Origin of the sequence: Mycobacterium sp. E796 (assembly GCF_001672815.1) — a bacterium.
GTDB lineage: Bacteria > Actinomycetota > Actinomycetes > Mycobacteriales > Mycobacteriaceae > Mycobacterium.
This window is the reverse complement of record NZ_LZKK01000374.1, coordinates 22,063-41,687: the sequence shown is the minus strand read 5'-3', so window position 1 is coordinate 41,687 and position 19,625 is coordinate 22,063. Positions and strand designations below refer to the sequence as shown.

General features: G+C 67.1%; 20 protein-coding genes and 1 pseudogene. 10 read left to right on the top strand and 11 right to left on the bottom strand.

The window, feature by feature from the left end; translation table 11 throughout:
• Positions 1 to 3 precede the first annotated feature (3 nt).
• From A5706_RS31165 to A5706_RS31145, 5 genes are all read right to left on the bottom strand, one after another.
• Positions 4 to 729 (bottom strand): DUF72 domain-containing protein, encoded by a 726-nt coding sequence (locus A5706_RS31165; RefSeq protein WP_068140304.1) that lies wholly within the window; start codon positions 727 to 729, stop codon positions 4 to 6.
• Positions 730 to 795: 66 nt separating this feature from the next.
• Positions 796 to 1,128 (bottom strand): TfoX/Sxy family protein, encoded by a 333-nt coding sequence (locus tag A5706_RS31160; protein WP_068140301.1) that lies wholly within the window; start codon positions 1,126 to 1,128, stop codon positions 796 to 798.
• 156 nt (positions 1,129 to 1,284) lie between these two features.
• A complete protein-coding gene (locus tag A5706_RS31155; protein WP_068140298.1) occupies positions 1,285 to 1,785 on the bottom strand; it encodes a hypothetical protein in 501 nt (166 codons plus the stop codon).
• A gap of 218 nt (positions 1,786 to 2,003) precedes the next feature.
• Positions 2,004 to 4,316, bottom strand: coding sequence for an endopeptidase La (lon, locus tag A5706_RS31150; RefSeq protein ID WP_068140294.1), 2,313 nt, complete (start codon positions 4,314 to 4,316; stop codon positions 2,004 to 2,006).
• 151 nt (positions 4,317 to 4,467) lie between these two features.
• Positions 4,468 to 5,712, bottom strand: a complete 1,245-nt coding sequence (locus A5706_RS31145) for an alpha-hydroxy acid oxidase (protein ID WP_068140290.1) — start codon at positions 5,710 to 5,712, stop codon at positions 4,468 to 4,470.
• A 17-nt stretch (positions 5,713 to 5,729) separates the two neighbouring features.
• On the opposite strand from A5706_RS31145, the gene A5706_RS31140 reads away from it, so the two are divergent.
• A complete protein-coding gene (locus tag A5706_RS31140) occupies positions 5,730 to 6,167 on the top strand; it encodes a DUF1810 domain-containing protein (protein ID WP_068140287.1) in 438 nt (145 codons plus the stop codon).
• Here A5706_RS31140 and A5706_RS31135 read toward each other — a convergent pair.
• From A5706_RS31135 to A5706_RS31125, 3 genes are read right to left on the bottom strand one after another with little or no spacing between them, the layout of a single operon-like run.
• On the bottom strand, positions 6,164 to 7,444 hold the full coding sequence (locus A5706_RS31135; RefSeq protein WP_068140373.1) for an alpha-amylase family protein: 1,281 nt from the start codon (positions 7,442 to 7,444) through the stop codon (positions 6,164 to 6,166). The two genes, A5706_RS31140 and A5706_RS31135, sit on opposite strands and share 4 nt — an antisense overlap.
• Before the next feature lie 10 nt (positions 7,445 to 7,454).
• On the bottom strand, positions 7,455 to 7,991 hold the full coding sequence (locus A5706_RS31130) for an alkyl hydroperoxide reductase (protein WP_068140282.1): 537 nt from the start codon (positions 7,989 to 7,991) through the stop codon (positions 7,455 to 7,457).
• Between the two features lie 9 nt (positions 7,992 to 8,000).
• Entirely contained in the window at positions 8,001 to 8,588 is a 588-nt protein-coding gene (locus tag A5706_RS31125) for a peroxiredoxin (RefSeq protein ID WP_068140279.1), read from the bottom strand.
• Positions 8,589 to 8,689: 101 nt separating this feature from the next.
• Between A5706_RS31125 and A5706_RS31120 the strand changes: the two genes are divergently transcribed.
• From A5706_RS31120 to A5706_RS31105, 4 genes are all read left to right on the top strand, one after another.
• The gene (locus tag A5706_RS31120; protein ID WP_068140277.1) at positions 8,690 to 9,625 is read left to right on the top strand and encodes a hydrogen peroxide-inducible genes activator; all 936 of its coding nucleotides are present in this window, start codon (positions 8,690 to 8,692) and stop codon (positions 9,623 to 9,625) included.
• A gap of 26 nt (positions 9,626 to 9,651) precedes the next feature.
• Positions 9,652 to 10,353, top strand: coding sequence for a hypothetical protein (locus A5706_RS31115; protein WP_068140274.1), 702 nt, complete (start codon positions 9,652 to 9,654; stop codon positions 10,351 to 10,353).
• Positions 10,354 to 10,362: 9 nt separating this feature from the next.
• Positions 10,363 to 10,806, top strand: a complete 444-nt coding sequence (locus A5706_RS31110) for a PPOX class F420-dependent oxidoreductase (protein ID WP_068140271.1) — start codon at positions 10,363 to 10,365, stop codon at positions 10,804 to 10,806.
• Between the two features lie 95 nt (positions 10,807 to 10,901).
• Entirely contained in the window at positions 10,902 to 11,651 is a 750-nt protein-coding gene (locus A5706_RS31105) for an enoyl-CoA hydratase/isomerase family protein (RefSeq protein WP_068140268.1), read from the top strand.
• Here the strand turns inward: A5706_RS31105 and A5706_RS31100 are convergent, their stop codons facing one another.
• Positions 11,652 to 11,831 (bottom strand): bacterioferritin-associated ferredoxin, encoded by a 180-nt coding sequence (locus A5706_RS31100; RefSeq protein ID WP_067154578.1) that lies wholly within the window; start codon positions 11,829 to 11,831, stop codon positions 11,652 to 11,654.
• A gap of 239 nt (positions 11,832 to 12,070) precedes the next feature.
• Here A5706_RS31100 and bfr point away from each other — a divergent pair, with 239 nt between their 5' ends.
• The 3 genes from bfr to A5706_RS31085 all read left to right on the top strand — a co-directional run bounded on the left by bfr (position 12,071) and on the right by A5706_RS31085 (position 15,203).
• Complete coding sequence (gene bfr / locus A5706_RS31095; protein ID WP_068140371.1) at positions 12,071 to 12,550, top strand: bacterioferritin; 480 nt, start codon at positions 12,071 to 12,073, stop codon at positions 12,548 to 12,550.
• Positions 12,551 to 12,615: 65 nt separating this feature from the next.
• Entirely contained in the window at positions 12,616 to 14,712 is a 2,097-nt protein-coding gene (locus A5706_RS31090) for an MDR family MFS transporter (RefSeq protein WP_068140266.1), read from the top strand.
• The gene (locus tag A5706_RS31085; protein ID WP_068140261.1) at positions 14,709 to 15,203 is read left to right on the top strand and encodes a carboxymuconolactone decarboxylase family protein; all 495 of its coding nucleotides are present in this window, start codon (positions 14,709 to 14,711) and stop codon (positions 15,201 to 15,203) included. The genes A5706_RS31090 and A5706_RS31085 overlap by 4 nt, the downstream gene beginning before the upstream one ends.
• On the opposite strand, the pseudogene A5706_RS35420 reads toward A5706_RS31085, so the two are convergent.
• Positions 15,181 to 15,764 (bottom strand): annotated as a pseudogene (locus A5706_RS35420) (PaaI family thioesterase). The gene A5706_RS31085 and the pseudogene A5706_RS35420 overlap by 23 nt on opposite strands.
• A gap of 231 nt (positions 15,765 to 15,995) precedes the next feature.
• Here A5706_RS35420 and A5706_RS31080 point away from each other — a divergent pair.
• Positions 15,996 to 16,685, top strand: coding sequence for a PadR family transcriptional regulator (locus A5706_RS31080; RefSeq protein WP_068140259.1), 690 nt, complete (start codon positions 15,996 to 15,998; stop codon positions 16,683 to 16,685).
• On the opposite strand, the gene A5706_RS31075 is transcribed toward A5706_RS31080, so the two are convergent.
• On the bottom strand, positions 16,682 to 18,385 hold the full coding sequence (locus tag A5706_RS31075; protein ID WP_082964762.1) for a 3-ketosteroid-delta-1-dehydrogenase: 1,704 nt from the start codon (positions 18,383 to 18,385) through the stop codon (positions 16,682 to 16,684). The genes A5706_RS31080 and A5706_RS31075 overlap by 4 nt on opposite strands.
• A 101-nt stretch (positions 18,386 to 18,486) precedes the next feature.
• On the opposite strand from A5706_RS31075, the gene A5706_RS31070 reads away from it, so the two are divergent.
• Entirely contained in the window at positions 18,487 to 19,623 is a 1,137-nt protein-coding gene (locus A5706_RS31070) for a Rieske 2Fe-2S domain-containing protein (protein WP_068140255.1), read from the top strand.
• Positions 19,624 to 19,625 lie beyond the last annotated feature (2 nt).

The window sequence follows — 19,625 nt, the reverse complement described above, 5'->3', positions numbered from 1 at the left end:
GCATCAACCCAACAGCCCGCGCAGGAACAGCGCGTTGCGCACGGCGTGGCCGCCCAGATCGTTGTTGAAATACATCCACACGTCCCTGCCGTCGCGGTCCCACTCGGCGATCTGGTCGGCCCAGCGCCGCAGCTCGTCGTGCGAGTAGCAGCCGGCGTAGATCGCGTCCTGATCCGGGCCGTGCATCCGGACGTACACCAGATCGGTGGTGGCGCGCGGCACGCACGCCAACCCCGCGCCGCTCATCACCACGTACGCGGCGCGGCGCCGTTCCAGCAATTCGTACACGGCCGGCTCGTTCCAAGACGGGTGGCGCAGCTCGACGGCCACGCGGATGGATTCGGGCACGCTGCCCAGGAAGGCGTCCAGGCGCGCGTCGTCACGCTGTTGCTCGGGGTGCAGTTGAACGAGCAGCACCCCGCAGCGGTCGCCCAGCAGCTGCCAGCAGCGCTCGAACCGCTCGATCCACGGTTCGGGCGAGGACAGCCGGCGGTAGTGGGTCAGTCCGCGATGCGCCTTGACCGACATCCGGAACCCGTCGGGCAGCTGCTCGCGCCAACCGGCGAACGTCGAATCTTTCGGCCACCGATAGAAACTCGCGTTCAACTCGACGGTGTCGAAGACCTCGACGTAGCGGGCCAACCGGCGCGCGGCCGGCAAGCCGGTCGGGTAGAGCACATCCGCCCAATGGTTGTAGGACCATCCGGAGGTGCCGATCCGCACGGTCAAGGCCGGCGCACCTCGTCGTTGTCCACACCGCACCGCTTACCCGCGCCGTCTTCGAGCAAACCGCCGTCACTTCGGCGGCAGGCCGCGGGCGTAGCCGGCGCCCCTGGTGACCCAATCCTGCAGTTGCCGTTTGGTTCGCACGCCGTCGGCGTCGACGCGCAGCCACCCGCGCGCTTCCCGGCCCGCCATCACCATGGGGCCGACGTGGGAGCGCCTCAGCAGCGCGTCGGTGTCCTCCGGCGGCACCCGGACCAGCAGTCCGCCCTGGCCGCTGGCGGCAACCGACATGTTGCCGTTGATCAGGAACGCCAGACCACCGAACATCCGCTTTTCCTCGACGCCGCGCTGGGGGCCGAGGAGTTCGCGGATCCGGTTGGCCAGGTCTTCGTCGTAGGCCATGGCCGACCCTAACCCCGACGTACGACACAAGCCGAGCCTGTAATTTCGCGGGCCCGTACTCGAACTTCGTCGGCGGATTTACCGGCTCGGCCGATGTGAGAACAGCCGCCCCCTTTTTGGGGGCGGCTGCCACACTGCGGCTCTCAGGAACCGGCTTTAGCGGGGGGTACCGATGTTGCCTCCGCCGTTCACGTTGCCGCCGGCGTTGCCCGCGGGCGTGTACGCCTGGAAACCGGCGGACGTGTTGACGCCCCACTGGCCCACGTCCGGGTTGAACACGACCGGAAGCTGGGTGCCGTCGGGGTCACCGACGGGCGGAATCCAGGTTGCCGGGAGCCCGTAGCGGCCCGGGTCGTTGTAGTGCCCCGGCGGCGGGAAGTTGTCGTGCCCGGGGGGAAGCGGGCTGCCCGGAGCGTTGCAGTTCACACCCGGCGCGCCAGGGTTACAAATCGGCTGCCCCGGTATGAACGGACCCTGGCCCGGACCCGGCAGGTCACGGTCCCCGCCGGGCACGTTCGGACCCGGCACATTGGGGCCCGGTCCCGGCACGCCCGGGAGACCCGGATCGGCCTGCGCGAAACCGGCGCCGATCCCGAGCGCCGCGGATCCGAGGCCGCCGGCCATCGCGGCGGCTGCGGTGATCTTCTTGAGGTTCATGTGAACTCCTTGTCCAGCTTGGCTGCGACGCACGCAGCGCAACAGCATTGACGGTGTTGTTCAGTTATCTCCCCAAGCTCCTGGGTGGGGCCGAGGGATAGGGGATGACCCCCTGGTCCCTCGGCTACCCGAGTCGGCCGAGCCGAAAACACGCTCGGGCCGATTTATTGGCAGCGGACTCCCAGGTTTTCGACAAGCGCCTGGCAGCCAGCGCCCTCCTAGGCGGCGACGGTCGCGGCCTGCGGCACGGGTTCGAGCGCCTGCGCGATAATGTCGGCGACGTCCGTCATCGGCTTGACCTCCAGCGCGCCGAGCACCTCGGCCGGGACGTCGTCCAGGTCCGGCTCGTTGCGCGACGGGATGAAAACCGTTGACAGGCCGGCCCGCTGGGCCGCCAGCAGCTTCTGCTTCACGCCGCCGATCGGCAGCACCCGCCCGTTCAGCGTGACCTCGCCGGTCATGCCGACGTCGGAGCGCACCTGTCGTCCGGTGGCCATCGACACCAGCGCGGTCACCATCGTGACACCAGCCGACGGGCCGTCCTTGGGCACCGCACCGGCCGGCACGTGCACGTGGATGCGCCGGTCCAGCGCCTTGGGGTCGACGCCCAGCTCCGCGGCGTGCGAGCGCACGTAGGACAGCGCGATCTGCGCCGACTCCTTCATCACGTCGCCCAACTGACCGGTCAACTGCAAACCCGGCTCGCCGTCGGTGGCGCCCGCTTCGATGTAGAGGACGTCGCCGCCCAGGCCGGTCACGGCCAGGCCGGTGGCCACGCCGGGCACCGCCGTGCGTTCGGCGGACTCCGGGGTGAACCGCGGACGGCCCAGGTAACCGACCAGGTCGGGCTCGTCGATCGTCACCGGTTCGTCGGCGATCTTGGTAGTCACCTTGCGCAGCGCCTTGGCCAGCAGCCGCTCGAACTGCCGGACTCCCGGCTCGCGGGTGTAGTCCGCCGCGATCTTGCGCAGCGCGGCGTCGGTCACCGTGACCTCGTCGTCGTTCAGGGCAGCCCGCTCCCGCTGCCGGGGCAGCAGGTAGTCGCGGGCGATGGCGACCTTGTCGTCCTCGGTGTAGCCGTCGATAGCCACCAGCTCCATGCGGTCCAGCAGTGCGGACGGGATGTTCTCGATCACGTTGGCGGTGGCCAGAAACACCACATCGGACAGGTCCAGGTCCAGATCCAGGTAGTGGTCGCGGAACGTGTGGTTCTGTGCCGGGTCGAGCACCTCGAGCAGCGCCGCGCTCGGGTCGCCCCGGTAGTCGGATCCGACCTTGTCGATCTCGTCCAGCAGCACGACGGGATTCATCGATCCCGCCTCGCCGATCGCACGCACGATGCGGCCAGGCAGCGCTCCCACGTAGGTGCGCCGGTGCCCGCGGATCTCGGCCTCGTCGCGCACGCCGCCCAGGGCGACGCGGACGAACTTGCGGCCCAGCGCCCGCGCGACGCTCTCACCCAGCGACGTCTTCCCGACGCCCGGGGGACCGGCCAGCACCATCACGGCGCCGGAGCCACGACCGCCGACGACCTGCAGCCCACGCTGCGCACGCCGGGTGCGCACGGCCAGGTATTCGACGATGCGGTCCTTGACGTCGTCCAGCCCGTGGTGGTCGGCGTCCAGGACGCCCCGCGCCGCGGCCAGGTCCGTCGAGTCCTCGGTCCGCACGTTCCAGGGCAGGTCGAGCACGGTGTCCAGCCACGTGCGGATCCAGCCGCTCTCAGGGCTCTGGTCGCTGGAGCGTTCCAGCTTGCCGACCTCGCGCAGCGCGGCCTCGCGCACCTTCTCGGGCAGCTCGGCCGCCTCCACGCGGGCCCGGTAATCGTCGGACCCGTCGGGCTCACCCTCGCCCAGCTCCTTGCGGATGGCCGCGAGCTGCTGGCGCAGCAGGAATTCCTTCTGCGTCTTCTCCATGCCGTCGCGGACGTCCTCGGCGATCTTCTCGTTGACCTCGACCTCGGCCAGGTGCGAGCCGGTCCAGTCGATCAGCACACGCAGCCGCTCGGCCACGTCCACGGTTTCCAGCAGCTGGCGCTTCTGCACGTCGGTCAGGTACGACGCGTACCCCGACGTGTCCGCCAGCGCCGACGGATCGGTCAGGCTGTTGACGTAGTCGACGATCTGCCAGGCCTCGCGGCGCTGCAACATGGCCAGCAGCAGCTTCTTGTACTCCGCGGCCAGGGCCTTGATCTCGTCGGTCGGCTCCGGCTCGGGCGCCTCGGTCACCTCGACCCACAGCGCGGCGCCGGGCCCGGACGCGCCCGCCCCGATGTGTGCGCGGCGCTCGCCACGCACGACGGCGGCGGTGCCACCGCCGGCGATCCGGCCGACCTGCAGAATCTTCGCGATCACGCCGTGGGTCGGGTACCGGTCGTCCAGCCGGGGGGCGATCAGCAGCTGCCCCGACTCGCTGGCCTGCGCGGCGTCGATCGCCGCCCGCGCGGCGTCGTCCAGCGCAATCGGCACCACCATCCCGGGCAACACGATCGTCCCGGTGAACAACACCGGCACGGAGTTGGCTTCAGCCATTCGATCCTCCAAAAGTTGAGTCTGATGCGCTTAACCCAGGCGGGTGCCCCTTTGTTCCCGGCGCGATTTCGCCACGAGTGTGAAGCTGGCCGCACGTTGGACGGCGAGCGCGCGGCCAGCCGCACGCTGGGCTCACCCGGCGCTACGGGCATTACGCTGGCGGCGAAACCGGTCCCAGCCGCTGCAATTGCGTCACGTGCTTGGGCGACAGCTCCTCGAGGCAGGTCGCGCCCAGTAGTCCCATCGTCCGGATGATCCCGCTCTGCAGGATCTCGATGGCCCGGGCCACACCGGCCTCGCCGCCGGCCATCAGCCCGTACAGGTAGGCACGCCCGACCAGCGTGCACCGGGCCCCCAACGCGATCGCCGCGACGATGTCGGCTCCGGACATGATGCCGGTATCCACCAGGATCTCGGTGTCCTTGCCCAGCTCACGCGCGACCGTCGGCAACAGATGGAAGGGCACCGGGGCCCGATCCAGTTGGCGCCCGCCGTGATTGGACAACACGATGCCGTCGACGCCGCGGTCGACGACGGCGCGGGCGTCCTCGAGCGTCTGGATCCCCTTGACCACCAGCTTGCCGGGCCATTGGCCCTTGATCCACTCCAGGTCATCGAAGGTCAGGCTGGGGTCGAACATCGTGCTGAGATACTCGCCGACCGTGCCCGACCAGCGATCCAGCGAAGCGAAGGCGAGCGGCTCGGTGGTCAGCAGGTCGAACCACCACTTCGGGTGCGGCACCGCGTCCAGGACGGTGCGCAGCGTCAGCGTCGGCGGGATCGTCATGCCGTTGCGGTTGTCCCGCAGCCGCACGCCCGCCACCGGGACATCGACGGTGGCCAGCAGGGTGTCGAATCCCGCGTTGGCCGCGCGCTTCACCAGCGCCATCGAGCGGTCCCGGTCGCGCCACATGTAGAGCTGAAACCACTTGCGGCCCTGGGGAACCGCCGTGACGAGGTCTTCGATCGCCGTGGTGCCCAGGGTGGAGAGCGAGAACGGGATCCCCGCCCGCGCGGCCGCCCGCGCGCCGGCGATCTCACCCTCGGTGTGCATCAGCCGGGTGAATCCGGTGGGCGCGATCCCGAACGGCAGCACGACCGGCTGGCCCAGGACGTTCCATCCGGCGGTCACATTGGACACGTCCCGCAGGATGGTCGGGTGAAACTCGATGTCGCGGAACGCCTGTCGGGCCCGCGCGATGGACAGCTCGTCCTCGGCGGCGCCGTCGGTGTAGTCGAACGCCGCCCTGGGGGTGCGGCGTTTGGCGATGCGGCGCAGGTCCTCGATGGTGTACGCGGCGGCCAGGCGGCGCCTGGTCGCGTCGAGCTGCGGCCGTTTGAATTGCATTAGCGGCGCCAGATCGCGCACCTTGGGCATTCGTCGCTTGACGGCCATGTAGCAACCGTAGTCATGTGGCATCGGCAAGCGACCCATTCGATCTGAGACGTTTCGTGTCGGCACAGTCCGGGATCTACCGCACCGCCGTCGAAGAGCTGCGCGACGGACGAAAACGCGGTCACTGGATGTGGTTCGTCTTCCCACAACTGCGCGGGCTGGGCAGCAGTCCGATGGCGGCCCGCTACGGCATCACGTCACTCGAGGAAGCCCGCGCCTATCTGCAGCATGAGCTGCTCGGGTCGCGACTACGCGAGTGCACTCAGCTGGTCAACGACGTGCAGGACCGCTCGATCATCGACATCTTCGGTTCGCCCGACGACCTCAAGCTGCGCTCGTCGATGACGCTGTTCGCCCACGCGACCGACGATAACCACGACTTCGTCACCCTGCTCGACAACTACTTCTACGGCCAGGAGGACCCTCTGACCTTGGCGCGGCTGACAGGCCTCTAGGCCGGGCCTAAGATCCGCCAGCCGTGCGGCTCGACAACCAATGTCTCGACGACCTCCTGGGGCGGCGCCGAGGACCCGGCGACCACCCGCGCGCGGTCGACCCCAAGCTTCGGCAGCGCCAGGCGCATCGGCTCGTCGCCGATGTTGAGCGCGACCAGCAGCGCGTTGTCACCGCTGCGCGTCTCGTAGACGTAGTGCCGGTTTTCCAGCCGCAAAGCGGTCGTCGAGGCCGCGTGCAACCACGGGTGACGGCGGCGCAACCCGACGAGGAACTGGTGCAGTCTCCACATCTCGGCGCCGAAAGAATCTAATTCCATTGGGGGAGTGCCGAACTCGGGGCGCACCGCGTCGTCGCCGCCGTACCGCTCCTCCTTGATGCCGCGGAACCCGAGCTCGTCGCCGGCGTACACGCTGGGCACACCCCCGACGGTCAGCAGGATCGCCAGCGCGTGGGCCACGTGCTCCGGTCGGTCGAGCCGGCTGGCGATGCGGGTGACGTCGTGGTTGCCGATGAACGTCAGCGGGGCGAACCGGGCCAGAAACTCGTTGTGCCGCTGCAGCGCCCAGTCCAGCTCGAAGAAGTTGCCGTCGTTGAGGGTGCTCCAGATCGCCTTCCACAGCTCGTACTGGGTCGCCGAGTCGAACTTCGCCGCCTCGACCACGGCGGCGTAGTCACCATGGATGAGCTCGCCGACGAACCAGGCGTCCGGATGCTGCTCGCGCACCCGCGGCAGCGTCGATGCCCAGAATCGTTGCGGCACAATGTAGGCCGCGTCGAGGCGCCAGCCGTCCGCGCCGCGGCGCAGCCAGTGCGTCATCACGTCGGCGACGTAGTCGATGACCTCGAGGTTGTCATGGTTGAGCGTGATGAGTTCCGAGTGGCCCTCGAACGTACCGCCGCTGAACCAGCCCGGTGCCTGGTCGCGATAGCGCGGAAAGTCCACGCCGACGTGATTGAACACCCCGTCCAGCAGGACGCGCAGGCCGCGGCGACGGGCCTCGGCGACGAAATAGTCGAAGTCGGCGTCGTCCCCGAGCCGGGGATCGATCCGGTAGTGATCGGTGGTGTCGTAACCGTGTGTGCGCGAGGCGAATATCGGGCCCAGCGCGATCCCCGAGGCCCCCAGCGCGATGGCGTGGTCAAACCAGTCGACGAGCCGCCGCAGCCGAGCCAACATCGGCTGCGGCGGCTCGGACGACTCCGGAAATGCCCCGACGAATCCCAGCGGATAGACCTGCCACCAGATCGCGTGCTCGATCCAGGCGGGTTTCGTCACGACGGCGCGATCAGCCCACGGCGGCCAGGGTTTGGGCGGCGACGATCGCTTGCGCCACACCGGCGACGATCGCCGCCGCCTTCAGCGCCTCGAGGATGGCCTCGCGGTCCACCCCCGCCTCGCGCAGCGTGTGCTCGTGGGCGACGACGCAGTGCGAACACCCGTTGATCGACGACACCGCGAAGGACCAGAGCTCGAAATTCGCCTTGTCCACACCCGGGTTGGCGATGATGTTCATCCGCAGCCCGGCCCGCAGATCGTCGTACTGGCCGTCCAGGAAGCCGCGACCCCGGTAGAACACATTGTTCATGCCCATGATGGACGCGGCACCCAGTGCCGCCTGGTACGCCTCGGCCGACAGGTAGTCGCCGGCCTCGGCGCCAATCTCGGCCAGCACCTGGGTGTTTCGCGTGGCCGCGGCGCTGGCCAGCAGGGTACCCCAGAGCTGCTCCTCGTTCAGCACCGTGCTGCGCGTGATCGAGCCCAGGTTGAGCTTGAGGTCCTTGGCGTACTCGGGCAGCGCGGCCTTGAGGTTCTCGACACTCATCTCGCCCCCTTATGCCGATGCCTTGAGCAGCTCGCCGGCGTCGATGGTCGGGTCGCCCTTGCGCCAGTTGCAGGCGCACAGCTCGTCGGACTGCAACGCGTCCAGGACTCGCAGCACCTCGTCGACATTACGCCCCACGGATCCGGCGGTCGCCGAGACGAATTGGATTTCGTTATTCGGATCGACGATGAAGGTGACCCGGTCGGCGACGCCGTCGGCGTTGAGCACCCCCGTGGCCAGCGAAAGCTCCCGCTTGATGTCCGAAAGCATCGGGAAGGGCAGCTTTTTGAGGTCTTCGTGCTGCGCGCGCCACTGGAAGTGCACGAACTCGCTGTCGATCGAGACACCGAGCACCTGGGCGTCGCGGTCGGAGAACTCGTCGTTGAGCTTGCCGAACGCCGCGATCTCCGTCGGGCACACGAAGGTGAAGTCCTTGGGCCAGAAGAAGACAACGCGCCACTTGCCGTCGTGGTCTTCGTTGGTGATGGTGGTGAAGTAGTCGCCCGGTTGCTTGGCGTCGACCTTCGACAGGTCACCGCCGATGAGCGCGGTGAGCTGGTAGGCGGGGAATTGGTCGCCGATTGTCAGCAGGGACATGTCACTCCTTAACTGGAATTATTCAAGATTAGCCGTCTGTCACCATGATGCCGCCCCACGCATTTGAAGTAAAGGTGATATATCACACTATACTTATAGGCATGATCGATAAGACCTATCAGCCCACCGTCGCCGGCCTCCGCGCGTTCGTCGCGGTCGCCGAAAAGAAGCATTTCAGCAGCGCCGCAACAACTCTCGGCGTGAGCCAGTCCACGCTGTCGCAGGCGTTGGCAGCGTTGGAGGCGGGGCTGGGCACGCAACTGATCGAAAGATCGACCCGGCGTGTCTTCTTGACGACGGAGGGGACGCAGCTCCTGCCCCGGGCCCAGGCCGTGGTCGAGGCGGTCGACGCGTTCAGTGCCGCCGCCGCCGGCGCATCCGATCCGCTGCGGGCCGGCGTGCGGCTGGGACTGATCCCCACCGTGGCGCCCTACGTGCTGCCGACGGTGCTGGCCGGGCTGGCCGACCAACTGCCGTCACTCACGTTGCGGGTGATCGAAGACCAAACCGGGCGGCTGCTCAGGCTGCTGCGCGAGGGGGCGCTCGACGCGGCGCTGATCGCGTTGCCCGCCGACGCTGCGGGCATGACGGCGATCCCCATCTACGACGAGGACTTCGTGCTGGCGCTGCCGCCCGGTCACCCGCTGTCGGGCAAGCGCCGGGTGCCCGCGGCCGCGCTGGCCGAGCTGCCGCTGCTGCTGCTGGACGAGGGACACTGCCTGCGCGACCAGGCGCTGGACGTCTGCCAAAAGGCGGGCGTGCGGGCCGAGTTGGCGAACACCCGCGCCGCGTCGCTGGCTACCGCGGTGCAGTGCGTGACCGGCGGGCTGGGGGTGACGCTCATTCCGCAGAGCGCGGTGCCGGTCGAGGCCGCCCGGAGCCGGCTCGGGCTCGCGCAGTTCGCCGCGCCGCGCCCGGGGCGGCGGATCGGGCTGGTGTTTCGCTCCTCGAGCGGCCGCGACGAGTCCTACCGGCAACTGGCGGCGACGCTCGGCAAATTGATCGGCCAGGAACACGACGTGCGCCCGGTCAAATAGCCGATCGCCGGCGGTAAGTTCGGCGCATGGAAAAGGTGATCGCGGTATTGATGCGCCCGGAGCCGGACGACGACTGGTGTGCCCGCCAACGGGGTCACGTCGCCGACGCGCTGTTGGAACTGGGCCTGTTCGGGCTGCAGGTGAACGTCCGTGACAGCGCGGTGCGTCACTCGCTGATGACGCTGACGACGATGGATCCGCCGGCGGGGGCGGTGGTGAGCATGTGGACTCAGCAGTGCTATGGCGACCAGATACACGCGGCGCTCAAGTTTCTCGGCCAGGAATGCGAGCAGCTGGCCGCCTACCTGGTGACGGAGTCGGTCCCGCTCGCCGCGCCGCCGACCGAACCCGGTTGTCGGACAACGGGTCTGGCCAACATCGCGTTGCTGCGCCGGCCCGCACATCTGGACCAGGCGACCTGGCTGGCCCGGTGGCAGGGCGACCACACCTCGGTGGCCATCGAGACGCAGTCGACGTTCGGCTATACCCAGAACTGGGTGGTGCGAACCCTCACCCCGGACGCGCCGGGAATCGCGGGCATCGTCGAGGAGTTGTTCCCCGAGGAAGCGATCACCGACCTGAAGGCGTTCTTCGGTGCCGCCGACGACGACGACCTGCAATACCGGCTCGGCCGGATGGTCGCCAGCACAACCGCATTCGGCGCCAACGAGAACATCGACACCGTGCCGACCAGCCGCTACGTGTTCAGGACACCATTCCGGGATTGAGGATCGCTCATGACAACGCTCGACGAGGCAGTGGCGCTGGCCAAGGGAGAAAGCGGTCTGGCCGTGGTGTCGACGATTCGCGCCGACGGAACCGTGCAGGCTTCGCTGGTCAACGTCGGGCAGTTGCCCAACCCGGCCACCGGTGAGCCCTGCTTGGCCTTCACCACCTACGGCAAGGTCAAGCTCGCCAACCTGCGGGCCCGCCCGCAACTGGCCGTCACGTTCAAGAACGGCTGGCAGTGGGCGACGGTCGAGGGCCGCGCGGAGCTCGCCGGCCCCGACGACGCGCCGGGCTGGCTGAAAGACGCCGACCAGTTGCGGCTGCTGCTGCGCGAGGTGTTCACCTCCGCCGGCGGCACCCACGACGACTGGGACGAATACGACCGCGTCATGGCCAAGGAGCGTCGCGCGGTGGTGCTGATCGTGCCGACCCGCGTCTACAGCAACGGCTGAGCGGGGCACCGCCACCGGTCGCGAGCACACGCAAAATCGCATCAAAGGCGGTTCTCGGGTGCGATTCTGCGTCTGCTCGCCGTTAGGCTGCAGCGGTGACGCTGCAGATCGACGACAAGAACCGGGTGCGCACCCTCACGCTGAACCGGCCCGAGGCGCTCAACGCGTTCAACGAAGCGCTGTATGACGCCACGGCGGACGCGCTCCTGGCCGCCGCCGACGATCCCGAGGTCGCCGTTGTCCTGCTGACCGGAGCGGGCCGCGGGTTCAGCGCGGGCACCGACCTCGCCGAGATGCAGGCGCGGATCACCGGCCCGGACTTCGCACCCGGAAAGCACGGATTTCCCGGCCTGATCGACGCGCTCGCCGCGTTCCCCAAACCCCTGATCTGCGCGGTGAACGGCGTCGGCGTGGGGATCGGCGCCACCATCCTCGGCTACGCCGACCTGGCTTTCATGTCATCGACGGCCCGGCTGAAGTGCCCCTTCACCAGCCTGGGCGTGGCCCCCGAGGCGGCCTCGTCGTATCTGCTGCCGCAGCTGGTGGGCCGGCAAAACGCCGCCTGGTTGCTGATGTCCTCGGAATGGGTCGACGCCGACGAGGCGCTGCGGATGGGCCTGGTCTGGCGGGTCTGCGACCCGGAGGACCTGCTCGCCGAAGCCAGGCGCCATGCCGAAGTCCTTGCGGCCCGGCCGATTTCGAGCCTGATGGCGGTCAAGCACACGATGATGGAACCGGTCCGTCCGGAGATCGCCGCGGCCAGCGCACGCGAGAACGCTCACTTCGCCGAATTGATGGGCGCCCAGGCCAACGCCGCGGCCCTGGCGGACTTCAACAAGCGCTAGCTACTGGGCGGGCTCGAATTGGCGCGAGGCGGCGATGATCGCGCGCAGGGTGCGCCTGCAGCGCCCGCAGTCGCCGCCGGCGCCGCACGCCTCGGCGACCTCCTTGGACGTCGACGCTCCCCGCGCCACGACGTCCGACACGGTTTGATTGGTGGCCCCGACGCACAGGCAGACGTACATCAGCGCACCCCTCGGGTGCGGGCGTAAGCCGAACGAACCAGCCGCATGTTAGCGAAGTCTACCCTAAGTAGGTTAGCGACGCCTAACCCCAAAAAAGTGACCCGCGCAACACACTGAGCACAGCCATACCTTCCTGGAAGATTCCAATCCGGCATGGCAAAGTGCTGGTAGCGCCCGGTGTTTCAGCCCAGCCCGCCGCCGCGGCGAGACGTGACAGCCCTCAGAAGCTAGGAGTGACGATGCAAGGTGACCCGGACGTTCTGCGTCTGCTCAACGAGCAGCTGACCAGCGAGCTCACCGCGATCAACCAGTATTTCCTGCACTCCAAGATGCAGGACAACTGGGGCTTCACCGAGCTGGCCGAGAAGACCCGCGAAGAGTCGTTCGACGAGATGCGCCACGCCGAGGAGATCACCGACCGCATCCTGCTGCTCGACGGGTTGCCGAACTACCAGCGCCTCTTCTCACTGCGCGTCGGGCAGACCCTGCGCGAACAGTTCGAGGCCGACCTCGCGATCGAATACGAGGTGATGGACCGGCTCAAGCCCGGAATCATCATGTGCCGGGAGAAGCAGGACAGCACCAGCGCCGTCCTGCTGGAGAAGATCGTCGCCGACGAGGAAAAGCACATCGACTATCTCGAGACGCAGCTGGAATTGATGGAAAAGCTCGGGGAGGAGCTGTACTCGGCGCAGTGCGTGTCGCGGCCGCCGAGCTGACGAATTGATTGCCGCCGCCTGACGCTGGGCACCCGTATGCATCGGGCGCCGACGGAAGGGCAGGCATGACGAGCACGACACCGGCTGCGGTTCCGACCCGCCGGGCCCACGAGTCCCCGCACGGCGACGCCGCGGTCAACCCGCAGCGACGCAATTTCATCTTCGTGGCGGTCCTGCTCGGCATGCTCATGGCGGCACTGGACCAGACGATCGTCGCGACCGCGCTGCCGACGATCGTCGCCAACCTCGGCGGGGCGGGCCATCAGTCGTGGGTGGTCACGAGCTACCTGCTGGCGTCGACCATCATGACCGCCCTCGTCGGCAAGTTCGGTGACCTGTTCGGCCGCAAGCGGGTGTTCCAGGCGGCGGTCGTTTTCTTCGTCGGCGGGTCGGTGCTGTGTGGGCTTTCGACGTCGATGGGCATGTTGGTGGCGGCGCGCGCGCTGCAGGGCATCGGGGGTGGCGGGCTGATGGTGACGGCCATGGCGCTGATCGGCGAGGTGATTCCGCTGCGGGATCGCGGCCGCTACCAGGGCGCGATGGGCGCGGTGTTCGGCGTCACCACGGTGATCGGGCCGCTGCTGGGCGGCTACTTCACCGACCACTTCACGTGGCGCTGGGCGTTCTGGATCAACGTGCCGATTTCGATCGTGGTGTTCTTCGTGGCGGCCGCCGCCATCCCGGCGCTGGCCGACCGCAGCAAACCGGTCATCGACTACGTCGGGATCCTGTTCGTCGGACTGGGCGCCTCGGGGCTGACGCTGGCCACCAGCTGGGGCGGCACCACGTATCCGTGGGGCTCGGCGGCGATCGTCGGGCTGTTCACCGGCTCCGCGGTGGCCCTCGGGATCTTCGTGTGGGTCGAAAGCCGAACCGCCGCACCGATTCTGCCGACCCGGTTGTTCGGCAGTCCGGTTTTCACGGTGTGCTGCGTGCTGTCGTTCGTGGTGGGGTTCGCCATGCTGGGCGCGCTGACGTTCCTGCCCACGTACATGCAGTTCGTCGACGGCGTCTCGGCCACCACGTCGGGCCTGCGCACGCTGCCGATGGTGGTGGGGATGCTGACCACCTCGATGGGCAGCGGGGTGCTCGTCGGCCGCACGGGCCGATACAAGATCTTTCCCGTCGCCGGCACCGCGGTGATGGCGGTGGCGTTCTTCCTGATGTCGCGGATGGACCCGTCGACGTCGGCCCTGATGCAGTCGCTGTTCCTGGTCATCCTCGGCGCCGGGATCGGGATGTGCATGCAGACGCTGATCCTCATCGTGCAGAACACCTCGAGCTTCGACGATCTCGGCGTCGCCACCTCGGGCGTGACGTTCTTCCGCACCATCGGAAGTTCTTTCGGCGCCGCGATATTCGGTTCGCTGTTCACCAACTTCCTGCACAGTCGGATCGGTCCGGCCCTGGCCGCCGCTCGCGCGCCGGCCGCCGCGGCCGCGTCACCCGAGGCGCTGCACCGGCTTCCGCATTCGGTGGCGGCGCCGATCGTGGCCGCGTATGCCGATTCGCTGACGCGAGTGTTCCTCTGGGCGGTGCCGGTCGCGTTGGTCGGGTTCGTGTTGGCGCTGTTCCTGCGCGAGGTGCCGCTGCGGGGCATCGGCAACAACCGCGGCGACATCGGCGAGGCGTTCGCCATGCCCAACAGCCAGTCGCCCGACGAGATGCTGGAGGTCGCCATCGCGCGCATGTTGCGCGGCGAACCCGGTATCCGGCTGCGCAGCATCGCGATGCGGCCCGACTGCCGCCTCGACGTGGCCGGGTTGTGGGGCGTCCTGCGCATCAACCGCTTCCGCCAGATGTACGGGACGGCGCGGCTCACCGACATGGGCGAATACCTGCGCATCCCGTTCGAGGTGCTCGAGCCGACCTTCGCCCGCCTCGTCGCCGCCGGTTACGCGCGGGGCGACGGCGACGAATTGTGGCTGACACCCGCCGGTGCGCAACAGGTCGACTATGTCCAGGCGCTGCTTGTGGCCTGGCTCGTCGACAAGCTGGAACGCTCGCCCGGATTCGAGGGGCGGCCCGACCGCAGGCAGGTGCAGGCCGCGTTGGAGCGCGTCGCGCACCGAGTGCTGGCCCAACGCGATTGGCACGACGAGCACCCGACGGTGGCGATCAAGGCGATAGGTGCGGGCGCTGGGCGTACCATCTCGCCATGAGCCGAATCGGAACGTTCGCTGACGACGACATCTATGGCTGGGCCGCGAAGTCTCCGGACCTCGGCGGCGCGATCGCCAACTTCAGCCAGGCGGTCTACACCAAGAACCGGCTGCCCATGCGCACCCGAGAACTGGCACGCACGGTCATCGCGCACGACAACGAGTGCACGGTGTGCATGAATACCCGCGACGCCGACGGGCCCGCGGCGGGCGTGGACGAGGAGCTCTACGAGCACGCGCTCGAGTGGCGCACCTGGCCGGGGTACAGCGAACAGGAGCGCCTGGCGGCCGAGTTCGCGCACCGGTTCGCCACCGAGCACACCAAGCTGCGCGATGACGAGGACTTCTGGGCCCGCGCAAACGAGCACTTCTCCGAGGAGCTGCTGGCCGACCTGGCGATGTCCTGCGCCCTGTGGGTCGGGATGGGCCGGATGCTGCGCACCCTCGACATCGGCCAGGCCTGCAAGCTCACGCTGCCCAGCCGCGCCTAGGGTACTCGGCCACGACGTTGGTGACAGTCGGATGATCGGGGTTTGGCCTCCGATTGCTGAGTGGCGTTGAATGAATGAACTTGCCTTCGGCGGATACTGTTGCACCGGCGCCGTCGCTGAGTTTTCCTGCCGCGAAAGCCTTTACTCCCTGCACACCGTCGATCCAGGCGTCGGCTCGGATGGACTGCCGCAGCCGCGTTCTTCGGTGTTATCGCGACGTAAGTGTCCCGGTGTAGGCGGGCTGGCCCGGTTTTGCGCGGTGGCCCCAAGTTGGTGATCGAGGACCATGGCGGAGACACCCCCGTGGACATGACCGGGGGCCCTTCGAAGGCCGCACCGAGGACGCATTCGGTCCACACCGTTCCGTCGCTGCCGTGGTGAATCGTGAGTGGGGGAGCGATCCCGGCATCAGCTTTGCGCCGACTTGCTCGGTTAGCTCCTCGATTTTGTCTTTCACCGCGCCATAGCGGTGTCGATGTCCACCTCGGTGCGGATCGTCACATCGATCAAACGCCGGATTGGCGTCGCCAGCGCCTCATACATCGCGGCCGAGCCGCTCATTGTCGCACCCCGTGCCACGCCGGAGCGGTCGTCGTTGCCGGTGATAACGCCGACTTTGCTGCCCACAGCTGCGGGCGCCGACCCGCGGCGTCGGGGGGCGTGGCGGCGATGGTTTTGGAGTCGTCGTCATCCACGAAAAGCTGCGATATCGATGGCATCGTGAGCAAGACGGCGTCCCGGCCAGTGGGTGCTAACCCGAAATCGCGTGGCCGGAGTTGTTAACCTGGCGAAATGAGCTCGGAAACCGGCGACACCAGCAAAAAGTCGGTGAAATCGCCACTGGCTGCCACAAGCTGGGCGTTGCTGGGCATGTTGTCTTATGAAGAGGAAGTGTCCGGTTACGACCTCAAGAAATGGATTGATTGGAGCGTTGACCTTTATTACTGGAGCCCATCGTTCAGCCAAATCTATAGCGAACTGAAGAAGCTGGAGGGGCTTGGGCTGGTTACCTCACGCGTGGAACGCGACGAGGGGACTCGCAGCCGGCGACTCTACAAAATCACCCCAGCTGGAATAGAGGCAGTCACCGAGTGGACCAATGACGCCCCAGTGGACCCACCGGTGCTCAAACACAGCGTGCTGCTTCGGGTCACGTTCGGCCACCTCAGTAATCCGGCTCGGCTCAAAGAGTTGCTGCAAGAGCATGTCGCCTACGCCGAAGCCAGGCACCGCAAGGCGGTAGAGGACGCTGACGGGGCTGAGGCCCAACCCGCCTGGGCGTATTCGGTTCTCGCGCTGCGGTGGGCGGCCAAGTACTACGCTGCCGAGCGGGAATTCGCTCTCGAACTGATGAAGGACATCGACGAGGCTGAAGCCATCATCGACAAAGCCACAAAAGCTGGTTTTGGCAGACCTCGCCCCGCGCCCGGATACTGGCGCGAAGTCGAAAAGCAGGTCGAGGCGAAACGCGACACCGATTAATTGAGGCCCGCCGCGTTTCGGGCCGCGATGTAGCCGTACACCAGGCCTTGCGCGATCGTGGCGCCCGCGCCGGGGTAGGTAGCGCCGAAGGCGTTGGCCGCGGTATTGCCGATGGCGTACAGCCCGGCCACGACGTTGCCGTCCTCGCGCAGCACCCGGGCGTGCTCATCGACCCGGAGCCCGCCGCAAGTGCCCAAATCCGACAGCACCATCTTCAGAGCGTAGAACGGTCCTTTGACCAATGGCCGCAGGTTCGGGTTGGGAGTAATCGTCGGGTCGCCGTAGTACCGGTCGTAGGCGCTACGCCCGCGGCCGAAGTCGGGATCCTCTCCCGCAAAAGCATTTTCGTTGAACCGGGTCATGGTCTGGCTAAACGCTGCCGCCGGAACATCGATGTGTGCGGCCAACTCGGTGTGGCTTTCGGCACGTACGGCGATGCCTGCGTCGTACCACGCTTGCGGAATCGGCATCCGCGGAAAGAGTTCTGCGCCAAGCACATAGCTATTGCGGTATTGCTGGTCGAAGATGATCCACATGGTTTCAACCGGATTGCCTGACCGCTCCAGCTCGAGCAACCGCTGTCCGAATGACATGTAGTCGGCCGACTCATTGGCGAACCGTTGGCCGTTTTGGTCCACGATGAGGCAGCCCGGAAGTGAGCGTTCGGCCAGCATGACCGCTGGCGCCTTACCGGGTAGCGGCGCGATAGCGGGAAACCACCATGCCTGATCCATTAAGTCGATGTCGGCGCCCCGTTCTAGCCCAGCACGGATGCCGTCGCCGGTATCCGATTCGGCGCCCAGGCTCGCGTTCGCATCCAACGATTCGGACTGATATTTCCACCGCATGTCCATGCTGTGGTCGAAACCGCCGGTGGCCAGAACTACCCCGCGCCGAGCGGTGATTGTCACTTCATGATCGCCGTGAACTACGACCGCGCCGGTCACGCGTTCCTCGTCGCCGTTGAGGCGCAGCAAGGTGGCGTCGGTCCATACCGGGATGCCGGCGCGCAGCACCCCTGCGAACAGGCCGGCCGCCAGGGCTTGGCCCCCCGCAACGTAGCGCCGCCCCAGCATGCGGCCGCCCACGGCTTGTGCCACTCGCTTGGCCAGCGTCGAAATGCCTTTGCGCGGTACACGAGCCATGAGATTCAGCCATCGATAGTCAGCACCTGTCGTGGGGATCGAGACGCTGGCCTCCATGACCCCAGGTCGCAGGCGGGTGCGATACTGCCCCAGAATCGACGTGTCCAGCGGGCGGCACTCGCAGGTGCGGCCCGCGGCGCTGCCGCCGGGCTCTTCGGGGTGGTAATCGGAGTAATCGCGGGCCCAGAACAAGCGCATCGGCGTCGCGCGCCGAAGCATCTCGACTGTCGCCGCGACATTCTCGAGAAACCCGGCGGACCGTTGCGGGGGCGCTGTACCCGCCACGACCGCATCCAAATACTCCGCGGCGCGCTCGGCGGTGTCGTGGGCACCGGCGTCGGCCAGGACAGGGCTGGCGGGCAGCCACAGTGCGCCGCCGGACCGCGCGGTTGAGCCGCCTACATACGAGGATTTTTCCACGATGAGCACCGACAGCCCGAGTTCGTGGGCGGCCAGGGCCGCGGCCATCCCGGTGCCCGAACCGACAACCAGCAGATCGACATGGGTGTCGGCTACGAATAGTCCCGCTGGGATCGTCGTGCTCTGCGCTTTCACGGCGAGCACGGTATGCCGAGCGGGGAGGGGACGGGAAGGGCTGTCCTGATGAGTGGAACACGGCGGCCGCAACGCGGCCCGCTGGGGGTTGAATAGCGCCCATGATGTCGCATTCCGAGACACAAGACGTTCGGCTGATCGAAGCGCAGGCCGCCCCGACCCGCTTTGCCCGAGGCTGGCACTGCTTAGGCCTGATCAGAGATTTCGCAGACGGCAAGCCGCACGCGATTAGCGCCTTCGGGCAAAAACTTGTCGTCTTTCGCAGCGCCGACGGAAATATCAATGTCCTCGACGGCTACTGCCGACACATGGGAGGCGACCTGTCGCAGGGTGTGGTCAAGGGCAACGAAATCGCCTGCCCATTCCACGACTGGCGCTGGGGTGGTGACGGGCGATGCAAACAGGTGCCCTACAGCAAGCGCACGCCGCGGCTGGCCCGCACGCAGGTCTGGCCCACCCTGCAACAGGACGGGATGCTCTTCGTGTGGAATGACCCCGAGCGCAACCCGCCGCCGCCCGACGTCACGATCCCCCGCATCGCGGGTGCGACAAGCGATGAATGGACGGACTGGCACTGGTACACCACCGTGGTCAACACCAACTGCCGCGAAATCATCGACAACGTTGTGGATATGGCACACTTCTTCTACATCCACGGCTCGTTGCCCACCCATTTCAAGAACATCTTCGAAGGGCATGTCGCCACGCAATATATGAACAGCGCCGGTCGCCCCGATCTGGGTGGTACCGAAGGTGCAAAGTTGCTCGGCACCACCTCCGATGCCTCCTACCACGGTCCGTCTTTCATGATCGACGACCTCACGTATCACTACGAGCATGCCGACCACCACACGGTGCTCATCAATTGCCACTACCCGATTGACGCGAATTCCTTTGTCCTGCAATACGGAATCATTGTGAAGAAATCCGACGCGCTTCCCGCCGACCTTGCCATGCAGACCGCGATTGCGCTGGGTGACTTCGTGAAGCTGGGTTTCGAGCAGGACGTGCAAATCTGGCGGAGCAAGGCACGGATCGACAACCCGTTGCTGGTAGAAGAGGACGGCCCCGTCTATCAGCTGCGTCGCTGGTATCAGCAGTTCTACGTCGATGTCGCTGATGTACAACCAGATATGGTGGACCGCTTTGAGTTTGAGCTCGACACGACACGGCCGTATGAGGCGTGGATGAAAGAGGTCGAGGCGAATATGCGGGCGCAGGCGACCAACACCGGATAGAT